Source organism: Thiothrix unzii, from assembly GCF_017901175.1.
In the GTDB taxonomy this organism is placed as follows: domain Bacteria; phylum Pseudomonadota; class Gammaproteobacteria; order Thiotrichales; family Thiotrichaceae; genus Thiothrix; species Thiothrix unzii.
The window spans coordinates 944575-966300 of the sequence record NZ_CP072793.1; the positions used below are offsets into that span (position 1 = coordinate 944575).

The 21726-nt window shown below is 48.5% G+C and carries 22 protein-coding genes; 16 read left to right on the forward strand and 6 right to left on the reverse strand.

The genetic code is table 11. The annotated features are described in order from the left end of the window. Nucleotides 1-4: 4 nt before the first annotated feature. The gene (locus tag J9260_RS04890) at nt 5-472 is read right to left on the reverse strand and encodes a c-type cytochrome (protein WP_210219924.1); all 468 of its coding nucleotides are present in this window, start codon (nt 470-472) and stop codon (nt 5-7) included. A 114-nt stretch (nt 473-586) separates the two neighbouring features. Here J9260_RS04890 and J9260_RS04895 point away from each other — a divergent pair, with 114 nt between their 5' ends. From J9260_RS04895 to pnp, 4 genes are all read left to right on the forward strand, one after another. Then, the gene (locus tag J9260_RS04895; protein WP_210219925.1) at nt 587-1018 is read left to right on the forward strand and encodes a lysozyme inhibitor LprI family protein; all 432 of its coding nucleotides are present in this window, start codon (nt 587-589) and stop codon (nt 1016-1018) included. A gap of 1 nt (nt 1019) precedes the next feature. Further along, nucleotides 1020-1475: a peptide-methionine (R)-S-oxide reductase MsrB gene (gene msrB / locus J9260_RS04900; protein ID WP_210219926.1), complete on the forward strand. Its 456-nt coding sequence runs from the start codon at nt 1020-1022 to the stop codon at nt 1473-1475. Between the two features lie 95 nt (nt 1476-1570). Further along, nucleotides 1571-1840 (forward strand): 30S ribosomal protein S15, encoded by a 270-nt coding sequence (gene rpsO, locus J9260_RS04905; RefSeq protein ID WP_210219927.1) that lies wholly within the window; start codon nt 1571-1573, stop codon nt 1838-1840. A 188-nt stretch (nt 1841-2028) separates the two neighbouring features. Continuing rightward, nucleotides 2029-4119 carry a polyribonucleotide nucleotidyltransferase gene (gene pnp, locus J9260_RS04910; protein ID WP_210219928.1) on the forward strand — a complete coding sequence of 697 codons (2091 nt, stop codon included), beginning with the start codon at nt 2029-2031 and terminating at the stop codon, nt 4117-4119. Nucleotides 4120-4195: 76 nt separating this feature from the next. Here pnp and glnD read toward each other — a convergent pair whose 3' ends face one another. Both glnD and map read right to left on the reverse strand, forming a co-directional pair. Further along, nucleotides 4196-6826 (reverse strand): [protein-PII] uridylyltransferase, encoded by a 2631-nt coding sequence (gene glnD / locus J9260_RS04915; RefSeq protein WP_210219929.1) that lies wholly within the window; start codon nt 6824-6826, stop codon nt 4196-4198. Continuing rightward, on the reverse strand, nt 6823-7635 hold the full coding sequence (gene map / locus J9260_RS04920) for a type I methionyl aminopeptidase (protein WP_210219930.1): 813 nt from the start codon (nt 7633-7635) through the stop codon (nt 6823-6825). Before map ends, glnD begins: the two co-directional genes overlap by 4 nt. A gap of 187 nt (nt 7636-7822) precedes the next feature. Here map and rpsB point away from each other — a divergent pair, with 187 nt between their 5' ends. The 8 genes from rpsB to J9260_RS04960 all read left to right on the forward strand — a co-directional run bounded on the left by rpsB (nt 7823) and on the right by J9260_RS04960 (nt 15232). Beyond that, nucleotides 7823-8590 (forward strand): 30S ribosomal protein S2, encoded by a 768-nt coding sequence (rpsB, locus tag J9260_RS04925; protein WP_210219931.1) that lies wholly within the window; start codon nt 7823-7825, stop codon nt 8588-8590. A 34-nt stretch (nt 8591-8624) separates the two neighbouring features. After that, nucleotides 8625-9497: a translation elongation factor Ts gene (tsf, locus tag J9260_RS04930; protein ID WP_210219932.1), complete on the forward strand. Its 873-nt coding sequence runs from the start codon at nt 8625-8627 to the stop codon at nt 9495-9497. Between the two features lie 96 nt (nt 9498-9593). Next, complete coding sequence (gene hisC / locus J9260_RS04935) at nt 9594-10724, forward strand: histidinol-phosphate transaminase (protein WP_210219933.1); 1131 nt, start codon at nt 9594-9596, stop codon at nt 10722-10724. After that, complete coding sequence (locus J9260_RS04940) at nt 10721-11602, forward strand: prephenate dehydrogenase (RefSeq protein ID WP_210219934.1); 882 nt, start codon at nt 10721-10723, stop codon at nt 11600-11602. The genes hisC and J9260_RS04940 overlap by 4 nt, the downstream gene beginning before the upstream one ends. 343 nt (nt 11603-11945) lie before the next feature. Beyond that, the gene (locus J9260_RS04945) at nt 11946-12854 is read left to right on the forward strand and encodes a hypothetical protein (RefSeq protein ID WP_210219935.1); all 909 of its coding nucleotides are present in this window, start codon (nt 11946-11948) and stop codon (nt 12852-12854) included. 136 nt (nt 12855-12990) lie between these two features. Beyond that, on the forward strand, nt 12991-13332 hold the full coding sequence (locus J9260_RS04950; RefSeq protein ID WP_210219936.1) for a hypothetical protein: 342 nt from the start codon (nt 12991-12993) through the stop codon (nt 13330-13332). A 60-nt stretch (nt 13333-13392) separates the two neighbouring features. Beyond that, nucleotides 13393-14613, forward strand: a complete 1221-nt coding sequence (locus J9260_RS04955) for an IS256 family transposase (RefSeq protein ID WP_210217517.1) — start codon at nt 13393-13395, stop codon at nt 14611-14613. 109 nt (nt 14614-14722) lie between these two features. After that, nucleotides 14723-15232, forward strand: a complete 510-nt coding sequence (locus J9260_RS04960; protein WP_210219937.1) for a hypothetical protein — start codon at nt 14723-14725, stop codon at nt 15230-15232. Nucleotides 15233-15469: 237 nt separating this feature from the next. On the opposite strand, the gene J9260_RS04965 is transcribed toward J9260_RS04960, so the two are convergent. After that, the gene (locus J9260_RS04965; protein ID WP_210217517.1) at nt 15470-16690 is read right to left on the reverse strand and encodes an IS256 family transposase; all 1221 of its coding nucleotides are present in this window, start codon (nt 16688-16690) and stop codon (nt 15470-15472) included. Between the two features lie 63 nt (nt 16691-16753). Between J9260_RS04965 and mnmC1 the strand changes: the two genes are divergently transcribed. Then, a complete protein-coding gene (gene mnmC1, locus J9260_RS04970) occupies nt 16754-17977 on the forward strand; it encodes an FAD-dependent 5-carboxymethylaminomethyl-2-thiouridine(34) oxidoreductase MnmC1 (RefSeq protein ID WP_210219938.1) in 1224 nt (407 codons plus the stop codon). A gap of 4 nt (nt 17978-17981) precedes the next feature. Here mnmC1 and J9260_RS04975 read toward each other — a convergent pair whose 3' ends face one another. Continuing rightward, complete coding sequence (locus tag J9260_RS04975; RefSeq protein ID WP_210219939.1) at nt 17982-18251, reverse strand: hypothetical protein; 270 nt, start codon at nt 18249-18251, stop codon at nt 17982-17984. After that, a complete protein-coding gene (locus J9260_RS04980; RefSeq protein WP_210219940.1) occupies nt 18241-18681 on the reverse strand; it encodes a hypothetical protein in 441 nt (146 codons plus the stop codon). The genes J9260_RS04975 and J9260_RS04980 overlap by 11 nt, the downstream gene beginning before the upstream one ends. A gap of 166 nt (nt 18682-18847) precedes the next feature. Between J9260_RS04980 and J9260_RS04985 the strand changes: the two genes are divergently transcribed. From J9260_RS04985 to dapD, 3 genes are all read left to right on the forward strand, one after another. Further along, the gene (locus tag J9260_RS04985) at nt 18848-19531 is read left to right on the forward strand and encodes a c-type cytochrome (RefSeq protein ID WP_246499637.1); all 684 of its coding nucleotides are present in this window, start codon (nt 18848-18850) and stop codon (nt 19529-19531) included. Between the two features lie 104 nt (nt 19532-19635). Next, nucleotides 19636-20829, forward strand: coding sequence for a succinyldiaminopimelate transaminase (dapC, locus tag J9260_RS04990; RefSeq protein ID WP_210219941.1), 1194 nt, complete (start codon nt 19636-19638; stop codon nt 20827-20829). A gap of 14 nt (nt 20830-20843) precedes the next feature. Then, nucleotides 20844-21677: a 2,3,4,5-tetrahydropyridine-2,6-dicarboxylate N-succinyltransferase gene (dapD, locus tag J9260_RS04995; protein WP_210219942.1), complete on the forward strand. Its 834-nt coding sequence runs from the start codon at nt 20844-20846 to the stop codon at nt 21675-21677. Nucleotides 21678-21726: the final 49 nt, after the last annotated feature.

Below are 21726 nucleotides of genomic sequence, written 5' to 3' on the forward strand. Positions count from 1 at the left end.
TGGTTTAATCTTCCTTATATTCCTTATGACAAGCCTTGCAAGACTCGCCCACTTTGCCAAATTGTGGCTTGATCGCTGCCATATCACCGCCTTTTGCGATTTCAGCTAACGACGCTGCTTCAATCTGGAAGGTTTCCATTTTCTTTTTGAAATCGTCCATGTTTGACCAGATGTTATCTTTGGCTTCGGTTTCGCCCATGTCGCTACCGGCAATGAAACCGTTCATTGGGAATTTGCTCAACGTAGCAACTGCTTCAGCATTTTTCGCAAATTCTTCAGCGTTGAATTCTTTGTCGCCCTTGACCATCGCGCCCATTGGGCCAAAGTGGTGTTTGATCATGCCGAAAGAGGCTTTGCGGTAGTCAATCGCTGCTTCTTCTGGGGTTTTTTGTTCGTCTGCCATAACGCTGGAAACGGTTGCGATACTGGCGGCAGCGAAGATGATAGCTAGAGTTTTTTGGAATAAGTTCATGGATTAGCTCCTTGTATTTCTGTTAGGGAATTTCTTTCAGTTTACATCACTGAAACAGCGAGTAGCATAGACTAGAATTAAATGAGTTTCACGAACCCTTTCAGGAGAAAGTTTATGCGCCGATGGTTATTTGTTGCCGTATTGTCATTGCTGGCGATCAATGCTAATGCCAGAGAAGCGGAAAATGCGGTCAAGCCTCATGTCATTGATTTGAGTATGGAGCGTTGTTTGGAAACCAATCTCAGCACTGCTGGCATGGTGGAGTGCTTTACCCGCGCTGAAACCGAATGGGATGCGGAGCTGAATCGCGTTTATAAAGCCTTGCAAGGTGAACTCAAGCCCGCTGGTAAAGAAGCCCTCAAACAAGCACAACGTGCGTGGATTGCGCAGCGTGATAAGGAATTCGAGTTGATCAATGCGATTCACGCACAAATGGATGGCTCAATGTGGATTCCGGTGATGGTGAACAAACGTGCTGATGTGGTGAAACAGCGTACACTGGCATTGCAGGATTTACTGGATTTATTGAACGAAGGTGCAATGTAACATGTTGAATTGGAAAGATGTGTTGCATTTTGCCAATGGCAATAACCCGGCAGCGTCGCAGCGTGTCAGCAAAACTGCCATAGAATGGCAGGCGCAGTTGACCCCGGAACAATACCAAGTGACCCGTTTAAAAGGCACAGAACGCCCGTTCAGCTCGGCAATGTGCAGCCGCATTGAGCCGGGTTTATACGCTTGCGTGTGTTGCGGCACATTATTGTTTGATGCGCGTGAAAAGTTTGATTCGGGCACTGGCTGGCCTTCTTTCACCCAACCGGTGCAGGAAAATGCAGTGGCATACCATGCTGATCATTCACACGGCATGGTGCGGGTTGAAACCTTATGTAACGGTTGTGATGCGCATTTGGGGCATGTATTTCCCGATGGGCCACAGCCGAGTGGTTTGCGTTACTGCATTAATGCACTGGCTTTGCAGAAAATAGACACTGAGGAATCGTGAGGCGTGATCTGTAATTTTTAATGCTGTACGAGGTTGCCGCAACACGCTATAATCTGCGCCTTTTTAGCAACCTTTAATCTGGAGCCTAGGCGAATATGTCTCTGAGTGCAGAAGTAAAGGCGAGTGTTGTTGAACAATACCGCCAATCAGACACAGATACCGGGTCCCCGGAAGTGCAAGTTGCGCTGCTGACAGCGCGAATCAAGCATCTGACGGACCATTTTGCAACCCACAAGCATGACCACCATTCCCGTCGCGGTATGTTGGCTATGGTAAACCAACGCCGCAAGCTGTTGGATTACCTCAAGCGCAAAGATCTGGGGCGTTATCAAGCTTTGATCAGCAGCCTTGGCCTGCGTCGTTAATCTGACGCAAGCAACACAAAACACCGCCTTAGTGCGGTGTTTTGTTATGTGCAATTTTTCTCTCTACTATCACACATCACGCAGGAAGGTTGTTGAAAAGGCGTTTGAGGAAGTCCCGCCAAAATCTTTTTCAACAGCCTGCCCGTGATACGCTCACTGTAAAAACTAATCAAAGGAATAATAAGGTCATGGCTAAATTTACCAAGACATTCCAATACGGTAATAACACCGTCACTATCGAAACTGGCGAAATCGCTAAACAAGCTACCGCAGCGGTAATGATCACTATGGACGACACCAGCGTGTTGGTGACTGTAGTTGGTCAAAAAGCAGCGGTTGCTGGGCGTGATTTTTTCCCAATGACAGTTGATTACCAAGAAAAATTCTATGCAGCGGGTCGTATTCCCGGTGGTTTCTTTAAACGTGAAGCGCGTGCTACCGAAGAAGAAACCTTGGTTGCACGTCTGATTGACCGCCCGTTGCGCCCGCTGTTCCCGGCAGGTTTTACCAATGAAGTGCAATTGATTGCTACCGTGGTTTCCATGAACCCGTTAGTGACGGCAGATATTCCAGCAATGCTGGGTGCTTCTGCGGTCATGGCATTGTCTGGTATGCCTTTCCAAGGGCCTATCGGCGCGGCACGTGTGGGCTATCGCAATGGCGAATATTTGCTGAACCCTTCCAAAGAAGATCTGAAAACATCGGCATTGGATCTGGTTATCGCGGGTACTGACAGCGCGGTATTGATGGTTGAATCCGAAGCGGATGAACTTAGCGAAGAAGTGATGCTGGGCGCGGTAATGTTCGGTCACGAACAGATGCAAGTAGCGATTCAGGCGATTAAAGAATTAGCGGCTGAAGTCGGCAATCCAGCATGGGATTGGACTCCACCAACCGCAAACACAGCTTTGGCTGATGCAGTTGCAGGTGCTTGCCAAGCTGATTTGGTTGAAGCGTTCCAAGTGGCTGACAAGCAAATGCGTTACGCGCGTATTGATGAAATCTTGACTGGTATGGTTGAGAAGCTGGCTGCAAAAGACGGTGCGGAAGGTTTCAGTGCTGATGACATCAAATCTGAATTCAAGAATGCGGAAAAAACCGTAGTACGTGGCAGCATTTTAGATGGCAAACCGCGTATTGACGGACGTGACCTGCAAACCGTGCGTCCGATCAGCGTGCGTTTAGGCGTATTGCCACGCGCTCACGGTTCTGCTTTGTTTACCCGTGGTGAAACACAGGCGTTAGTCGTTACCACTTTGGGTACTGAGCGTGACGCACAGGTGATTGACGCAATTACCGGCGAATACAAAGATAACTTCCTGTTTAACTATAACTTCCCGCCGTATTGCGTGGGCGAAGTAGGGCGTTTCGGTTCACCAAAGCGTCGTGAAATCGGTCATGGGCGTTTGGCTAAACGCGGCGTGAAAGCGATGATTCCACACACGGATGACTTCCCTTACACCATTCGTTGCGTTTCAGAAATCACTGAATCTAACGGTTCCAGCTCAATGGCGAGCGTATGTGGTAGTTCCCTGTCTTTGATGGATGCGGGCGTGCCGATTAAAGCACCAGTTGCGGGTATCGCAATGGGCTTGATTAAAGAAGGCGAGCGTTTCGCGGTATTGACCGACATTTTGGGTGATGAAGACCACCTCGGCGATATGGATTTCAAAGTGGCTGGTTCTGCTGAAGGCATTACCGCGCTGCAAATGGACATCAAGATCACCGGCATCACCAAAGAAATCATGCAGCAAGCGTTGACTCAGGCACAAGCCGGGCGTTTGTACATTTTGGGTGAAATGGCGAAAGGTCTGGAAGCACCACGCGACGACATTTCCGAATACGCACCGCGTTACGTCACCATGAAAATCAACCCGGACAAAATCCGTGAAGTGATTGGTAAAGGCGGCGAAACGATCCGTGGTATTACTGAAAAAACCGGCGCACAAGTCAATATCGACGATGAAGGTTTCATCAAAATTGCGGCAGTTGACGCGAAAGCGGCGTATGAAGCACGTAGCATGATCGAAGCGATTACTGCTGAAGTGGAACTCAATAAGGTTTACAACGGTAAAGTTGCACGCATTATGGACTTCGGCGCGTTCGTTACTATTTTGCCGGGTAAAGACGGTTTGTTACACATTTCCCAGATCAGCAATGAGCGCGTGGAAAATGTCACTGACTTCGTAAACGTTGGCGATACCGTGCAAGTTAAAGTCATTGAAATCGACCGCCAAGGTCGGATGCGTTTAAGCATGAAAGACGCAAGCGGCGAGTAATCAGCTCGCGATATTTTCCCCTTCCTGCTCCCTTCACCCCTTGCGGGTGGAAGGGGTGGGGATGGGGGAAATCCCTTCAATCTACCTGCAACGCTTTCTCCAGCACCTCGCGAATCTTCGCTTGCTGCGATTCATCCGTAATCATCTCGTTATTACGGGTCGTGACATAAAAAATATCCTGCGCTTGTTCGCCCAAGGTATTGATCCGTGCGTTATGCACCCGAATGCCCAAGCCATCCATTGCTTCGCCTAGGCGCGATAACAACCCCGGCATATCCCGCGCATTAATTTCCAACAAGGTTAAGCATTTATCTTTTTGCTGGCTAAACACAATCCGCGTCGGTACGGTAAAGTTACGCAAAATGCGTGGTTTACGGTGGGTATGGCGTAACGCTTTGGTGTGTTCTAAGTTATTGTGCAACGTATCAAGAATGTATTGCTGTTCACTCGCATCAATCAGTTGATTATCAGAACCCAAAATGTGCAAGGTGTATAAATCGTGTCCATCCGTGGTGGAAACCAAGCGCGCCTGCACAATCGTCAGATTAAGTTGTTCCATTGACGACACCACGCGCGTAAACAGATCATCCTGATCGTGAGTGTAAATAAAAATAACGTTACTGCTGCCGGAAATCGTGCGGCGTATTTGAATCAGTGTGGGGTTTTCCTTACTCTGCCGCAGGATATGGCGGGTGTGCCAAATCACTGATTCCACGGAATGCTGTAAATGGTAATCGCCGCCGAATTGCGCCCATAATTGATAACAGGATTTATCTTGAAAACCTTCGGCTACCAATTGTTCCAGTGCGGCCTGACGTTTTTCTTCAATCAGTAAGGCACTTTCGCGCGAAATCGAGCTGCGGTTGCGCAATAAATTGCGGGTGGAATGGTACAACTCGTGTAACAGCGATTGTTTCCAGCCATTCCATAACTGATGATTAGTCCCACGAATATCCGCTACGGTTAATAAAAACAAACCATCCAAACGGCTTTGTGAAGTCACGTGTTCCGCGAATTCATGCACTACCGCCGGGTCGCTAATATCTTTGCGTTGCGCGGTCATACTCATCAGTAAATGGTTACGAACCAGCCAACTAACCAAGGAAGCGTCGTGTAAATCCAGCCCGTGTTCACGACAGAAGTTAAATGCATCCACCGCGCCGAGTTCCGAGTGATCGCCGTTGCGCCCTTTGGCAATGTCATGGAATAAACCGGCTAAATACAATAACTCAGGGTTACGTAAGGTGCGGAAAACTTCAGAGCACAGCGGTAATTCCTGCGCTCCCTGCGGGGTGCTATAACGCCGTAAATTGCGCAACACAAATAAGGTGTGCTCATCCACGGTATACATATGGAACAAATCGTATTGCATCCGCCCCACAATATTGGAAAACGCCGGAATATAAGCGGCGAGTAACCCGTAGCGATTCATTAAGCGCATTACAAAGGTAATGCCTTTAGGTTGGCGTAACATCTGAATGAACAATTGCCGATGGCGGATTTGCTGGCGAAACCCCGCATCAATACGGTGTAAATTATGCCGGATTAACCGAATCGTATCCGGTATTAAGCCTGTGACCCCCGGAGTCATTTGTAATAACAGGAAAATTTCCAGCAAAGCTGTCGGGTAAATGACGAACACATCCGGTGAATTGACCGAAATCAGCGTGCCACGTTTTTGATACCACTCACCTAACATCTCCGGCGCGGGCGGTGTTAGTGTCAGAATTTTCTCGCGGAAAATCCCCATGAGCATTTCACTTAAACGTTCCAGATCGGTAATAGTGCGGTAATACCGCTGCATAAATGCTTCAACCGCCGCATTATTAGTGTCGTCGGTGTAACCAAAGCGGTGTGCCAACGTGCGCTGATAATCAAATAACAAACGGTCTTCTTTACGTTTGGCTAACCCGTGCAACACGAAACGAATGCTCCACAAGAATTCACGACCGGCACGCAAAGTCTCGAATTCGTCGTATTCCAGCAAACGTTTTGCGTAAAGTTCCTGCAAAGAAAACGTGCCGTATTCGCGCAATGTTACCCAGCTAATCGTCTGAATATCACGCAAACCACCGCGCCCTTCCTTGAGGTTTGGCTCTACCCGGTGCGAGCTATCGCCAAAACGCAGATGGCGTTTTTGTTGTTCTTCGAGTTTTGCCATGAAAAACGCGCGGCTGTCCCACATTTGTTCGGGGGAAATCGCATCTTGTAACGCACGATACAGGTTTTCATTGCCAGTTAAATAACGCGATTCAATCAGATTGGTAATAATGGTTAAATCATTGCTGGCGGCTTCCAAACACTCGTCTAAAGTGCGCACGCTATGCCCGACATCCAGCCCAATATCCCACAATAAAGTAATGAATGCAGACAGGCGTTCATTGCATTCTGCCTGTGGGTTTTCGGTCAATAGCACCATTAAATCAACGTCGGAAGCCGGGTGTAATTCACGTCGCCCGTATCCGCCGACGGCAACCAGCGTGGCGCGTTGCGAAGAAATACGGCTGGCATTCCACAAATGCTGCAACACCGCGTCAATAAAATCCGCGTGTTGTTGCAATAACAGCAGAACATTTTCCCCTGCTTGAAACGCCTCATTGAGCATCTGGCGTGCGTCGCGAATCGCTTGTGCATAATCCGCAATTTTCAGTGTTTCACGTTGCAGTAATTGATTAACAATACTCAGCAGGGGATTGATTTGTATCATAATGTCGAACGCCATTCAGCTTCTTCAGCACGTAAGGTTAAAATCTCAAAACCGTCTTGTGTTACCAACACAGTGTGTTCCCATTGTGCGGATAATTTGTGATCTTTGGTAACGGCTGTCCATTTATCCGGCATGATTTTTAAGTCGCGTTTGCCTTGATTGATCATCGGTTCAATCGTAAAAATCATCCCCACCTGCATGATCAATTTATCGCTGTCTTTGCTGTAATAATGCAGGATTTGCGGTGCTTCGTGGAAACGACTGCCAATGCCATGACCGCAAAATTCTTCCACTACACTAAAGCGATTATTGTGCGCGTGCTTTTGGATGACTTTACCAATCGCGCCAAAAGTCGCACCGGGGCGCACTTCCAGAATGCCAAGGTACATGCACTGCTGGGTTATATCGCTCAAGCGTTTCGCCGCAATACTGGGTTTACCCACGTGAAACATTTTGCTGGTATCACCGTGGTAGCCATCTTTAATCACGGTAATGTCGATATTAATCGCATCGCCTTCCTTGAGCTTTTTATCGCTGGGAATGCCGTGACAAATAACGTGGTTAACCGAGGTGCAAATGGACTTCGGGAACGGCGGTTCACCGTAATTCAGCGGCGCGGGGATGGCCTGTTGCACATTCACAATGTAATCGTGGCAAATGCGATCCAGCTCGTCGGTGGTGACACCGGGTTTAACGTACTCGCCAATCATGTCCAATACGTCAGCCGCTAATTTGCCCGCCACCCGCATTTTGGCAATTTCGTCTGGCGTTTTGAGCGTGATTTCCTGATCTCTTTCCTTCTTAGCCATTTGGCTCTCTCTTCCCGGTAGCACTTAAAAGCGTTTCATGGTATAAAGCCGCCGCGCTAAGCGCAAATTGTTTTGAAAGACTGTTTTTTAATTCACACATATATCGACACGTCGCGCAGGGTGCTGGGTAGTTTTATCCGGTTGCGTTGATGGGATGTATGGAGGCATAACCCACAGGAGACTGACAATGCCTAAAGTTACTATGCGCCAGATGCTGGAAGCAGGTGTCCATTTCGGCCACCAAACCCGTTACTGGAACCCAAAAATGGGTCAATTCATTTTTGGTGAACGCAACAAAATTCACATTATCAACCTTGAGCAATCCCTGCCAATGTTCAACGAAGCTATGAACTTCGTCGGCAAACTGGCTTCCAAGGGCGGCAAGGTTATGTTCGTTGGCACTAAGCGTTCTGCACGTGATGCGGTACGTGAAGCAGCGATTTCCTGCAAAATGCCTTACGTCAACCATCGCTGGTTGGGTGGGATGCTGACTAACTTCAAAACCGTAAAAGGCTCCATCAAGCGTCTGAAAGACCTTGAGAAAATGGCTGAAGACGGCACTTTCCAAAAGTTAGGCAAAAAAGAAATCCTGACACTGACTCGCGAAGCGGAAAAGTTAGAGCGCAGCCTTGGCGGTATCAAAGATATGCGCGGCTTGCCTGATGCCATTTTCGTTATCGACGTAGGCTACGAAAAAATCGCAGTTCAAGAAGCAAACAAGCTGGGCATTCCTGTTATTGGTGTTGTTGATACTAACAACTCACTGCAAGGTGTTGATTACGTTATTCCGGGTAACGATGACGCGATTCGTGCAATTCAGTTGTACGTTGCGGCGACATCCGATGCGATTAACGACGGTCACTCCAGTGCTGCGGTTGCACCACAGGAAATGATGGCAGAAACCACCGAAGCCCCTGCTGCTGATGCAGAGCAAACCACCGAAGCTGGCGAATAAGCCTGCTTCGCGCAAGACTAAGGAGTTTACCCTAATGGCAATTACTGCTGGAATGGTTAAAGAACTGCGCGAGCGTACCGGCGCAGGCATGATGGAATGCAAAAAAGCCCTGACCGAAACTAACGGGGACATGGAAGCTGCAATCGACTTAATGCGTAAGTCCGGTGCAGCGAAAGCCGATAAAAAGGCAAGCCGTGTTGCCGCTGAAGGGCGCGTAGTGATCGCACTGACTGCTGACGCAAAACGTGCGGTAGTCGTTGAAGTCAACAGCGAAACTGACTTTGCAGCAAAAGACAGCTTCTTCGTAGCGTTTGCTGACGAAGTTGGAGCAGTCGCATTGGCAAACAATGTTGCTGATGTTGAAACACTGTCAGCACTGACTGAAGCTAGCCGTACTGCGCTGATCGCCAAAATTGGTGAAAACGTGCAAGTGCGTCGTTTGGTTTGGGTTGATGCAGGTGACGGTCAACTGTCTGTCTATCAACACGGCGCGAAAATCGGCGTGGTTGTTTGCATTACGAGTGATGATGGCGAAATGGGCAAGCACATCGCGATGCACATTGCTGCCAGCCGTCCGGTTTGTGTAGACGAATCCGGCGTGCCTGCGGAAGTGGTTGAGCGTGAGCGCGAAATCCAAATCGACATCGCTATGCAAAGCGGCAAACCACGCGAAATCGCGGAAAAAATGGTTGTCGGTCGCATGAAGAAATTCTTAGGCGAAGTTACCTTGGTAGGTCAGCCGTTCGTTATGAACCCTGATCAAACCGTTGGCGATTTGCTGGCATCTAAAGGTGCAAGCGTTAGCCAGTTCGTCCGTCTGGAAGTCGGCGAAGGTATCGAGAAGAAGCAAGAAAACTTTGCTGACGAAGTAGCTGCACAAGCGGCTGCGGTAGCGGCAGGTAACTAAAACCCCCTTAGTGGCGGTTTTGAAAAAAGGGGCACTGGTTGTCCCTTTTTTTTATGTATATTGATGTGTTTAGCTTTAGATAGGTGTGGCTCACTCATGCAATCAACGACCGATTTCAAGCAGCTTGCCGTTACTGGCGTACAGGCATTGCACCCTTACCAACCGGGCAAGCCCATTGAGGAATTGGAGCGCGAATTAGGGATTAGCAATATTCTCAAATTGGCCTCCAATGAAAATCCCCTCGGTGCAAGTCCCCAAGCGCAAGCGGCGTTGACAGCAGCGTTGAAAACCTTAGAGCTTTACCCTGACGGCAGCGGCTACCAATTGAAGCAAGCGATTGCTGAAAAGTTTGGTTTGCACAGCAATCAAATCACCTTAGGCAACGGTTCTAATGACGTATTGGAATTGATTGCCCGCGCTTTTTTAGATAATCAGCGGGCAGCGGTCATATCCGAACATGCTTTCGCGGTGTATCAGATTGTTACTCAAGCGGTGGGCGCAGAATTGCAAATCGCTAAAGCGAATCCTGCGGATCATCAGACCATGCCTTACGGGCATAATCTGGCCAATCTGGCAGCAAAGATTACCGATAAAACCCGCGTTGTGTTTATCGCAAACCCCAATAATCCCACCGGAACTTGGCTGTCGACCACGGCTTTGCATAGCTTTTTACAGCGCGCGCCGAGCGATGTAATTGTGGTGTTGGATGAAGCCTATACCGAATACGTGCAAGAAGTGGAATTTCCCAATGCCCTGACTTGGCTGGAGGAGTTCCCGAATTTAATCGTGACCCGCACCTTCTCGAAAATCTACGGCTTGGCGGGGTTGCGGGTGGGTTACGCGGTGTCGAATCCGGTGATTGCCGATTTACTAAACCGGGTGCGTCAGCCGTTTAATGTTAATTCGTTGGCGTTGGCAGCAGCACAGGCGGCGTTAGCGGATGATGCGTTTCTTGAGCGCAGTGTTGATACTAATGCGGCTGGCTTGGTGCAATGGCGGGCGGCGTGTGCGGAAAATGGCTGGGAATACATCCCGACGGTGGGTAACTTTATTACCGTGGATATGCAACGTCCCGCCGCGCCGCTTTACGATGCGTTGTTGCGTGAAGGCGTGATTGTGCGTCCGATTGGGGGTTACGGTTTGCCGCAACATTTGCGCATTACCATTGGTACAACCGCACAAAATACCCGTTGTATTGAGGCGTTGAAAAAGGTTTTGGCAGCGTGATTAAAAAACTGGTTATTTTTGGCGTGGGTCTGATTGGCGGGTCATTAGCACTGGCTTTGCGGCAGGCGGGTTACTGCGAAACGATTGTGGGGTGCAGCCGTAACGCCGCGCACTTGCAACAAGCTGTAGACCTTGGGGTCATCGACAGCTTTACGCTTAACCCGCAAGAGGCAGTGCGCGACGCGGATATGGTATTGCTGGCAGTACCGATGGGAGCAATGGGTGCGCTGTTGCAGCAAATTAAACCGGTGTTACCGGCGGATGCGATTTTAACTGATGCGGGCAGCACCAAAGGCAGTGTTGTTGCGGAAGTGTCGCAGGTGTTTGGCGCAGATTACGCGCGTTTTGTGCCCGGTCATCCGATTGCAGGGCGTGAAAAAAGCGGCGTTGAAGCGGCAATTCCTGATCTTTATCAGAACCGGCGGGTTATTTTAACGCCGTTGGCGCACACCGATGCGGATGCTGTGGCTAAAGTAGAAGCGATGTGGCGCGTTACTGGGGCGTTGCTGGAACAAATGCCCGTTGCTTTGCACGATCAGGTGTTAGCGGCGACCAGTCATTTACCGCACGTATTGGCGTTTTCATTGGTGGATACGTTGCTGAATATGCCGCAACGTGAGGACATTTTGCGCTACGCAGCCGGTGGATTTCGTGATTTTACCCGGATTGCTTCCAGTGATCCGATCATGTGGCGCGATATTTGTTTGACCAATAAAGATGCAATTCTCACCATGATTAATGCGTATCAGCGCAACTTGAGTGAGTTTGCGGCGTTTATTGCTGAGCAAGATGCACCCGCTTTATTAGCGCGGATGGAGCGGGCTAAACAAGCACGCGATAATTACGTGGCGCAAACCCAAGTTCCACCTAGTCGCTAAGTAAGAAGAAAATCCTCCTCAATCCCCCTTTTTCAAAGGGGGAGGCTGGATAATTTTTCACGAAATTAATAAGATACGAAATATTCCCCCCTCCTTTGCAAAAGAGCGGAGCGACGCGGATAAGCGTCACGAATTCAGCAAAAATAATGCATCTACCGCTCATCGGTTGTACAATCCTGAACAATTGATTAGCGCACGGGGAAATACGCCATGATGACGACTAGAGCCACTTGCAAAATTGCACATGATGTAGGTCATTTTTTAGGAAACCACAACATATAGTGCTATAGCTACGTCATTGACGTATTTTTGCAAGTGCCTCGACTATTAAACGGAGTTGAAAATGAAGAAATTATCATTATTTGTCTTTTTAATTTGTGTTTTAACGGGATGCTTTGATAAAACATTCGATTTTAGAAACCATCAATCCTTAGAAAATATGATGTCAGGGATGTCGTTAGAAGAACAGAGAGTTTTCCTTGATGATATTCAACTTGCAGCAGATGCTCTTGGTGGTGATCATAATTTAAATGGATACACAGTTGAAGAGGTTAAAGCTGAAGCGGAAAATGCCAGGGCATTTCTAAATAAAAAGAATGTAGAGCTCTTAAAAGAAATAATATCTGAAATGGAATCCATAGGAAAAGAAAGCATACGATTACATATGAGTTCTCATGGTTTATTTTCAATGCCCAAAGAAGGATATATTGCAAAGACATATTCAATTAACAAGCTCAAAGAAAAACTATTAGAACTATCACCTACTGAAAAAAGTCAAAAAGAAAATAATATATCAAGCGAAAAAAAGATCACAGACAACATAAGCATTGAAAACCAGCTTGCTGATAGCATAAGCTTTAAATCCAATACAAAAGAAAGAGAAAAAACATCAAGTGATATAATTAAAATATTTAAAGACTCTAATGTTATTTCTCAATCTCCAAATGGCAGAGTAGATTATACAGACTACTATATAATAGGGTCTCCAGCAAAACTCATGGGGCATGATATTCTTCTTATAGAAGAAGAGTATATGGATGAGAATATTGGTTGCTGCGTTAATCCGGGCTTTGGTTTCTCAGTAAAAATAAATGGAAATATTAGTAATTTAGTGAGCTTTGCTGAAAATAATGGTTGCTCTTTTGAAGAAGCTTTAACTTTAAGTGAGAAATTAAAAAGCCTAGACATTAATTATAATTTACCTCAAGGTGATTTTGTTTATTTAAGTTGTCGTGAGAATGATATTCAATAGTTAAAATGATTCAAGAGCCAACAAGTTATTCGACGACGGACGTGGTGACAGCCCGCGACTCCGACCGACTTACTTCTCGCTGCGTCCGTCAATTCGGATGTTGGCGTATATATGCACAATATCAATGGATTTATCAATGAATAGAGAATGCCAAGAAGTTAGAACAAAGACTGAGCTTGAAGCAGCAATGAAAAGTGAGTTCAAAAAAATAATTGTTAAAGGTGAGCTTGCAGAAAAAATACATAAAGCTGATGCAATTAAAAATATCTCTAAACCTGCCTTAATAATTCTTGGAGCAACACTAGCTGCTACTCCTTTTACTGGCGGAGTTAGTGGGATTGTCGGTATAGCCGGTATTGCCGCGACAACTGGAATGAGTATTGTAGCAATAACAGCCGTTGCTTTTCTTGGATTAGCTCTTATTTTGAATATCACAAATGGCTATGATAGAAAATTTACAGCAAAAGCAGAAGGGTAGAGACTGTAAACTGAACTGTGTAACTGCTATATAACGTGAATCCCAAGAAGGAGCAGTAACATGGAACGCCTCGACCCGAAACTCATGGATGACTTACTCAGCGATTGCAAAACGCCTGCTGATGTCAAAAACCTTTACAGCCAGCTCTTGCAGCGGATGATCAACCGCAGCTTGGAAGCCGAATTGGATGTGCACCTAAACTACGACAAGGGTGAGCGTAGCGAAGCCGGGCAACGGCGCAGCAATACCCGTAACGGCAAAGGCAACAAGACCATCAAAGGCGAATTTGGTGAGTTGCAGGTAGAGACACCGCGTGACCGTGATGGCAGCTTTGAGCCGAAGTTGATACAAAAACGCCAAATACGGTTAGCAGGGATGGAAGAACACATCCTGACGCTGTACGCCAAAGGCATGACCACCCGCGACATCGAAGACACGATCAAACGCCTGTACGGGGTGGACATCTCGCATACGCTGATCGCGGAAGTAACCGAAGCCGTTCAGGGCGAAGCTAAAGCGTGGCAGACGCGAGCACTGGATAATATCTACCCGATTGTCTGGCTCGATGGGATTGTCGTTAAAGTTCAACAAGATAAGCAGGTCATCAATAAATCAGCCCATGTGGTATTGGCGGTCAACTTACGCGGTGAAAAGGACGTGTTGGGCATCTGGTTGGCAGAAAATGAAGGTGCCAAGTTCTGGTTATCGGTCTTGACGGAACTACGCCACCGGGGCGTACAAGACATCTACGTGGCGTGCATGGATGGCTTAAACGGCTTGCCTGAAGCCGTCAACGCGGTCTTCCCCAAAACGCTGACCCAGTTGTGCATGGTACACATGGTTCGCGCCAGCTTGCGCTACGTCACCGCCAAGGATACCAAAGGTGTGGTCGCTGCCCTCAAGCGCATTTACCAGTCCAGCACTGCTGAAGAAGCCGAACACGAACTGGAAGCCCTCGACACCGAATGGGGTAACAAATACAAAGCAGTCGTGCGTCTATGGCGCGGTAACTGGGCGAATGTCATCCCGTTTTTCCAGTTCCAGCCGGAGATCCGCAAAGTGATTTACACCACCAATGCGATTGAATCCCTGAACATGAGTTTGCGCAAGTTTACCCGCAACCGGCGCATCTTTCCCAATGACAGTTCAGCCCTCAAAAGCCTGTATTTGGCGGTACGCGAAGCCTCGCAAAAGTGGTCGGTCATTCACCACTGGAAACCCGCTTTGCAGACTTTTTTACTTATGTTCGGTGAAGAGCGGGTTCCGCTCTCCGCCCTATGAAAAACGTGTTACACAGTTTATTTGACAGACTCGAAGGGTATGGAGAAGCGACAATGGAGTTGAAAAAAAGACAGGTAAATAATTCAACAATTAACATTGGATAACGATTATGAATTTTATTAAATTTATTTTTTGCAGCAAAAATAATTATAATTTCTTCAAAGGGTTAAAGCATATTATTGTTGAGTTGTTTTTCGGGGTTCAAATTGTCGACTTAATATCAGATACTAGCTCAATAGAAAATAAACAATCTTATAGGCTAACTCAGGGCAATAGAACCACAGACGAAAATCTTTTATCTAGCACTGGAATGATAGGCAATGTATCTAACTTTATTCCTGAAACCATCATAACAAATTTTTTTAAAAAAACTATTCAAAATACAATTATAGATAAACATTTCAAAACATATGGTTTCCTTCAAGAGTCTGGGGAAGGAATGTTTAGAGCAAAAAAAGATAATTTACATTTACTTTCTCCATATAGAATTTTTATAAATTCTTTGTGGATGGCTATAGAAATATTTGTATCAATTATTGTCTATTTTTTGAGTGGTCAAGTTGAAATGTCAGTATTATCAATGTTTATTCTTGAATCCCTAAGAAAATTTAAGATATAAAAACGAAACTAAATAAGTTAACAAGTATGTCGACGACGAACGCGATGACAGCCCACGACTCCGATCATAAACTCCTCGCCGCGCCTGTCATGCTGGACGTTGAGGCTGTAGAAAAAACTCCAAACCATTTTTTCGATTTTTAGGAATTGAATGAAAAATAAACAAACGTGCAATATTGTGATGACAGGATAATAAGTTGATGCAAGAGTCTGTCAAATAAACTGTGTAACACGTTTTTCATAGGGCGGAGAGCGGAACCCGCTCTTCACCGAACATAAGTAAAAAAGTCTGCAAAGCGGGTTTCCAGTGGTGAATGACCGACCACTTTTGCGAGGCTTCGCGTACCGCCAAATACAGGCTTTTGAGGGCTGAACTGTCATTGGGAAAGATGCGCCGGTTGCGGGTAAACTTGCGCAAACTCATGTTCAGGGATTCAATCGCATTGGTGGTGTAAATCACTTTGCGGATCTCCGGCTGGAACTGGAAAAACGGGATGACATTCGCCCAGTTACCGCGCCATAGACGCACGACTGCTTTGTATTTGTTACCCCATTCGGTGTCGAGGGCTTCCAGTTCGTGTTCGGCTTCTTCAGCAGTGCTGGACTGGTAAATGCGCTTGAGGGCAGCGACCACACCTTTGGTATCCTTGGCGGTGACGTAGCGCAAGCTGGCGCGAACCATGTGTACCATGCACAACTGGGTCAGCGTTTTGGGGAAGACCGCGTTGACGGCTTCAGGCAAGCCGTTTAAGCCATCCATGCACGCCACGTAGATGTCTTGTACGCCCCGGTGGCGTAGTTCCGTCAAGACCGATAACCAGAACTTGGCACCTTCATTTTCTGCCAACCAGATGCCCAACACGTCCTTTTCACCGCGTAAGTTGACCGCCAATACCACATGGGCTGATTTATTGATGACCTGCTTATCTTGTTGAACTTTAACGACAATCCCATCGAGCCAGACAATCGGGTAGATATTATCCAGTGCTCGCGTCTGCCACGCTTTAGCTTCGCCCTGAACGGCTTCGGTTACTTCCGCGATCAGCGTATGCGAGATGTCCACCCCGTACAGGCGTTTGATCGTGTCTTCGATGTCGCGGGTGGTCATGCCTTTGGCGTACAGCGTCAGGATGTGTTCTTCCATCCCTGCTAACCGTATTTGGCGTTTTTGTATCAACTTCGGCTCAAAGCTGCCATCACGGTCACGCGGTGTCTCTACCTGCAACTCACCAAATTCGCCTTTGATGGTCTTGTTGCCTTTGCCGTTACGGGTATTGCTGCGCCGTTGCCCGGCTTCGCTACGCTCACCCTTGTCGTAGTTTAGGTGCACATCCAATTCGGCTTCCAAGCTGCGGTTGATCATCCGCTGCAAGAGCTGGCTGTAAAGGTTTTTGACATCAGCAGGCGTTTTGCAATCGCTGAGTAAGTCATCCATGAGTTTCGGGTCGAGGCGTTCCATGTTACTGCTCCTTCTTGGGATTCACGTTATATAGCAGTTACACAGTTCAGTTTACAGTCTCTGATGCAACGTTGGTTGAGTATTGCGCAACAAACATCAGATGCGATTGCGCCTTGGTTTGCGTTACCAACGGTGACTAACTCGAAACTGGCGACAGTTGTCGGAGGGGGTGTCGCTGGTTGTCAAATCGCCCGCGCCTTGGCGGATCGCGGTTGGTATGTCACGTTATTGGAACGTCATTCGCGCCTTGCGACGGAAGCATCAGGCAATCGTGCGGGGGTATTACTCCCTAAAATGACCGCCGAATCTAGTTGGGGCGAAGCCTTTTACTGTCAGGCATTCGTGTACGCGCTAAAACAATTGCGGCAACTCGAACAGGCAGGGCACGTAGTGGAATGGGCGCAGTGCGGGGCGTTGCAATTAGCACATGAGCCGCGTGAAGCCGCTCGTCAACAAGCCATTGCAAAGCGTGCGTTTCCGGCTGATTTTGTGCAGATTGTGGATGCGTCGACTGCTTCGGCGTTAGCAGGGATTCCACTGACGACGGGGGCGAGTTATTTTCCGCAAGCCGGTTGGGTAAATCCCGCGAGTCTGTGTGCGGCATTGGTGGCGCATGACCGCATTGAAGTACGCACCTTATCGGATAGCACCACGCTGGCGGGTGAGGGCATTACGATCATTGCCAGCGGTCGTGAAGCCGATCGTTGGGCGCAAACCGCATTTTTGCCTTTTCAGCCAGTAATGGGGCAAACCAGTGCAGCGGCTGCGTCGCCAACAAGTGCACGCTTAAAGACCACCTTGGGGCATGAAGGTTATTTAACCCCGTCAGTGGCGGGGCAGCATATTTTCGGGGCAACGTTTGTGCGTAATCAGCGTGAGCCGGTGTTAAATGCAGCGGCAGATGCCGTCAATACGCAGCAGTTACGGGATTACTTGCCGGATTTTGCCGATAGTTTAGGCGCGATAACCAGCAGTCACGCGGCGGTGCGCATGACGACACCCGACCGTTATCCTGTGGTCGGGGCATTGCCGGATCTGGAGTTTTTTCAGCAAGCGTATGCGCCGTTACGTTACGGCAATCCGCGTCAGCATTACCCGCAGGCACAGTACCAGCCGAATGTGTTCATCGCGGCGGGGTTTGGTTCGCGGGGTTTAACTACCAGTGGCTTGAGCGCGGCGTTACTCGCGGCAGTGCTGACGGGGGAACCGTTACCGGTGCAGGCAACGCTTTATCAGCAATTGCATCCGGCACGTTTCCTGATTCGTCAGCTTAAGCGCGGGCAGTGACACTTTACTGCGGTGGTAGCGGTAAGCTTGCGACTTCGGGGCGGATTTTTTCGATTTCCGCATCCAACGCCTGATTAGCTTCGAGAGCTTCCTGAATGGCTTGTTCTAGCCGCGCATTTTCCTGCTCAATCCGTTGCAATTCTTGCAGAATCTGCTGCAAATCGGCTTGAAGACGGTCGTTGCTTATTTCTTGCGCGTAACTGAGTTGCGCTGTGCCGCATAGCAGGCAAATGCCGCAGATGCGGATGAGGTAATGATTTATTTTAGTGAGCATGGTTGAATAGTTTTTGCCACCAACGCCGCCGATTACCGGGTTGCGGTAGGGCTGCGGGCAGGTTAATCGGTTGCATGTGTGAAAGTATCCAACCGGGCAGCGGTGGGTTGCCGCTGGAGCCACAAGTCGAGCCAAGGTTGTTGGGGTCAAAGACCTTGATGTAGGTTGGATGATTCATGCTATCAGTGTAGACGATTCCGCAGTAATCTTCCGCGTGTTCGTGGCGTAATAACGTATCCAGTTCCTGCACAACGTTGCGTAAAGCATCACCGCTTAATGCTTGCGTAGGTGGTTCTTCGCCAACGGCGTAGACATGCCAACTGTGTGAATCTGCCAGCACCTGTTCCCACAATTGATCTAATTGATGCCAACGTAATACGCCCATAAAAGAGCCGCGAAAAGTCTGTAGATAGGGGTGTGATTCTGTCATGGTGTTTGAGCGTATTTTGGTTAAAGTGAGAGCATAATTGCTCAATGTGCGAGACTCAAGTTTCACGTAAAAGTTTGAATTGACATGCCTATATTGCTCCTTTACGATGATTCACCCATAAAGTAACCAAAATTTCTATCTATCTCAAAATCAGGAGAGTCACATTATGAAAAAAATCGTTGTTAGTGCTTCAGCACTCTTTTTAGCCTTAGGCGTATTGACTGGTTGCGGCGAGAAAGAAGCCCCTAAAGCTGAAGCTCCAAAAGCAGAAGCTGCTAAGCCAGCGGCAGCACCGGTAGCTGTTGAGCAAGTTGCACCAGCAATGGCTCCTGTTGCAGCACCTGCACCTAGCAGCAACCCAATGACTGCGATGACTGACGCGGCTAACAGCGCGGCAACCGCAATGGGCGATGCAGCGAAAGCAGCAGGCACTGCGGCAACACAAGCGGCTGATTCTGCGACTCAAGCAGCGGCTGATGCAGCAAAAGCAGCAGGTGATGCAACCACTAAAGCTGCTGATTCAGCAGCAACTGCAACCAGCGATGCTGCTGCAAAAACGGCTGATGCAGCTACCCAGACTGCTACTGACGCAACTAAAGCCGCTGGCGCAGTTGATGGCGAGAAAGTTTACAAAGGACTGTGCTTTAGCTGCCATGATTCTGGTGTAGCGGGTGCGCCGAAACTCGGCGACAAAGCAGCTTGGGCTCCACGCATTGCGACAGGTAATGATGCATTGCATACCAGTTCCCTGAAGGGTAAAAACGCAATGCCAGCAAAAGGCGGCAACCCTGCGCTGTCTGATGCAGAAGTAATGGCTGCCGTTGATTTCATGGTATCTAAAGCCAAGTAATCGGTGAGCTATCGCTCGCTTTAGAAAAAGCCCCTGTTTGGGGCTTTTTCGTTTTCACGTATACTCACGATTTTGCTGTGAACCACTTAGGAACGCCATCACGTATGAATCCTGATCTTGCCCGTTTGCAACCTTACCCGTTTGAGCGTATTCGTGCGTTACTTGACGGCATTACGCCGCCAGCATTGCCTATGGTGTCGCTGGCAATGGGTGAACCGAAACACCCAACCCCGGATTTTATCCATGAAGCGATTAAAGCCAATCTGGAAGGACTCGCGAATTACCCGTTGACCAAAGGTAATCTGGGTTTGCGTGAGGCAATTGCGGGGTGGTTGACGCGCCGTTTTCAGTTGCCAGTGGGTAGTGTGGATGCCGAACGGCATATCTTGCCAGTGAACGGGACGCGCGAAGCTTTGTTTGCATTTGCCCAAACGGTTGTGAAACGTTCTGCGGATGCCAGTGTGGTAATGCCGAACCCGTTTTATCAGATTTACGAAGGTGCGGCATTGTTAGCAGGGGCGCAACCGGTGTTCCTGAATTGCACCCAAGAGAATGGTTTTATCCCAGATTTTGCGGCGGTAGCACCTGAAGTGTGGCAACGTTGCCAGCTTTTGTACATTTGCAGCCCAGGTAATCCGACCGGCGCGGTCATGCCGTTGGAAACCTTGCAACAGGTGTTACGTTTGGCGGAACAGTACGATTTCATTGTGGCTTCGGATGAGTGCTATTCCGAGTTGTATGTCGATGAAACTCAACCGCCAGCCGGTTTGTTGCAGGCCGCTGCACAAATGGGGAATACCGCTTGGAAGCGTTGTGTGGTATTTCATAGCTTGTCGAAACGTTCTAATGCACCGGGAATGCGCTCCGGGTTTGTGGCGGGTGATGCGGATGTGTTGCAACAGTTCTTGCTGTTTCGCACCTATCACGGTTGTGCGATGCCGCCGCCATTTCAAGCGGCAAGTACCGCCGCCTGGAATGATGAAGCGCACGTATTGCTCAATCGGGAATTGTACCGGCAAAAATTCACGGCAGTCATGGAAATACTCGCACCGGTCATGGCGGTAGAAATGCCCGCAGCGGGTTTCTATTTATGGCCGAAAACGCCGGTGGATGACGCAACCTTTACCCGTGAATTATTCGCACGAGCACATGTGAATGTGGTTCCGGGTAGTTATTTATCACGCGAAGCCGATGGGCTGAATCCGGGGGCAGGGCGAGTGCGCCTTGCGCTGGTGGCTTCGCTGGAAGCTTGTATCGAAGCGGCTGGACGTATCCGGTACGTGGTCGAAACCCTTTAACTATGGAGATTAAAATGTCAGAAGTTACTGAATTACAAAGTATTATCGAAGAAGCGTTCGAGCGTCGTGCCGACATCAACCCACGCAATGCAGAAGCGAAAACCCGTGAAGCGGTGAATGCCGCGCTGGAATTGCTGAATGCCGGTAAATTGCGCATTGCCACCCAACACGGCGTGGGCAACTGGGAAGTAAACCAGTGGCTGAAAAAAGCCGTGTTGTTGTCTTTCCGTTTGAACGATAACGAAGTGATGGATGGCGGTTGCACGCAGTATTACGACAAAGTGCCGTCCAAATTTGCGGGCATGAGCGCGGATGAGTTTGCCGCAGGTGGTGTGCGTGTCGTGCCGAATGCGATTGCGCGTCGTGGCTCTTACATCGCTCCGGGCTGCGTGCTGATGCCATCTTACGTCAATATCGGCGCGTATGTGGATAGCGGCACGATGGTTGATACCTGGGCAACGGTTGGTTCTTGCGCACAAATCGGTAAGAACGTGCATTTGTCCGGCGGTGTGGGCATCGGCGGCGTGTTAGAGCCAGTGCAAGCAGGCCCTACAATCATTGAAGACAACTGCTTCATCGGCGCACGTTCTGAAGTCGTCGAAGGCGTAATTGTGGAAGAGGGCGCGGTGATTTCAATGGGCGTTTACATCGGTCAAAGTACACGCATTTATGATCGTGAAACCGGCGAAGTCATGTACGGGCGTGTTCCGGCGGGTTCAGTCGTGGTTTCCGGTAACTTGCCTTCCAGCGATGGTAAATACAGCCTGTATTGCGCAGTGATCGTGAAGAAAGTTGACGCGAAAACCCGCAGCAAAGTGGGCATTAATGAGCTGTTGCGCGACATTTAATTAATGCGCAATCGAAAAAGGGAGCGTAGTCTCCCTTTTTTTATGCTTG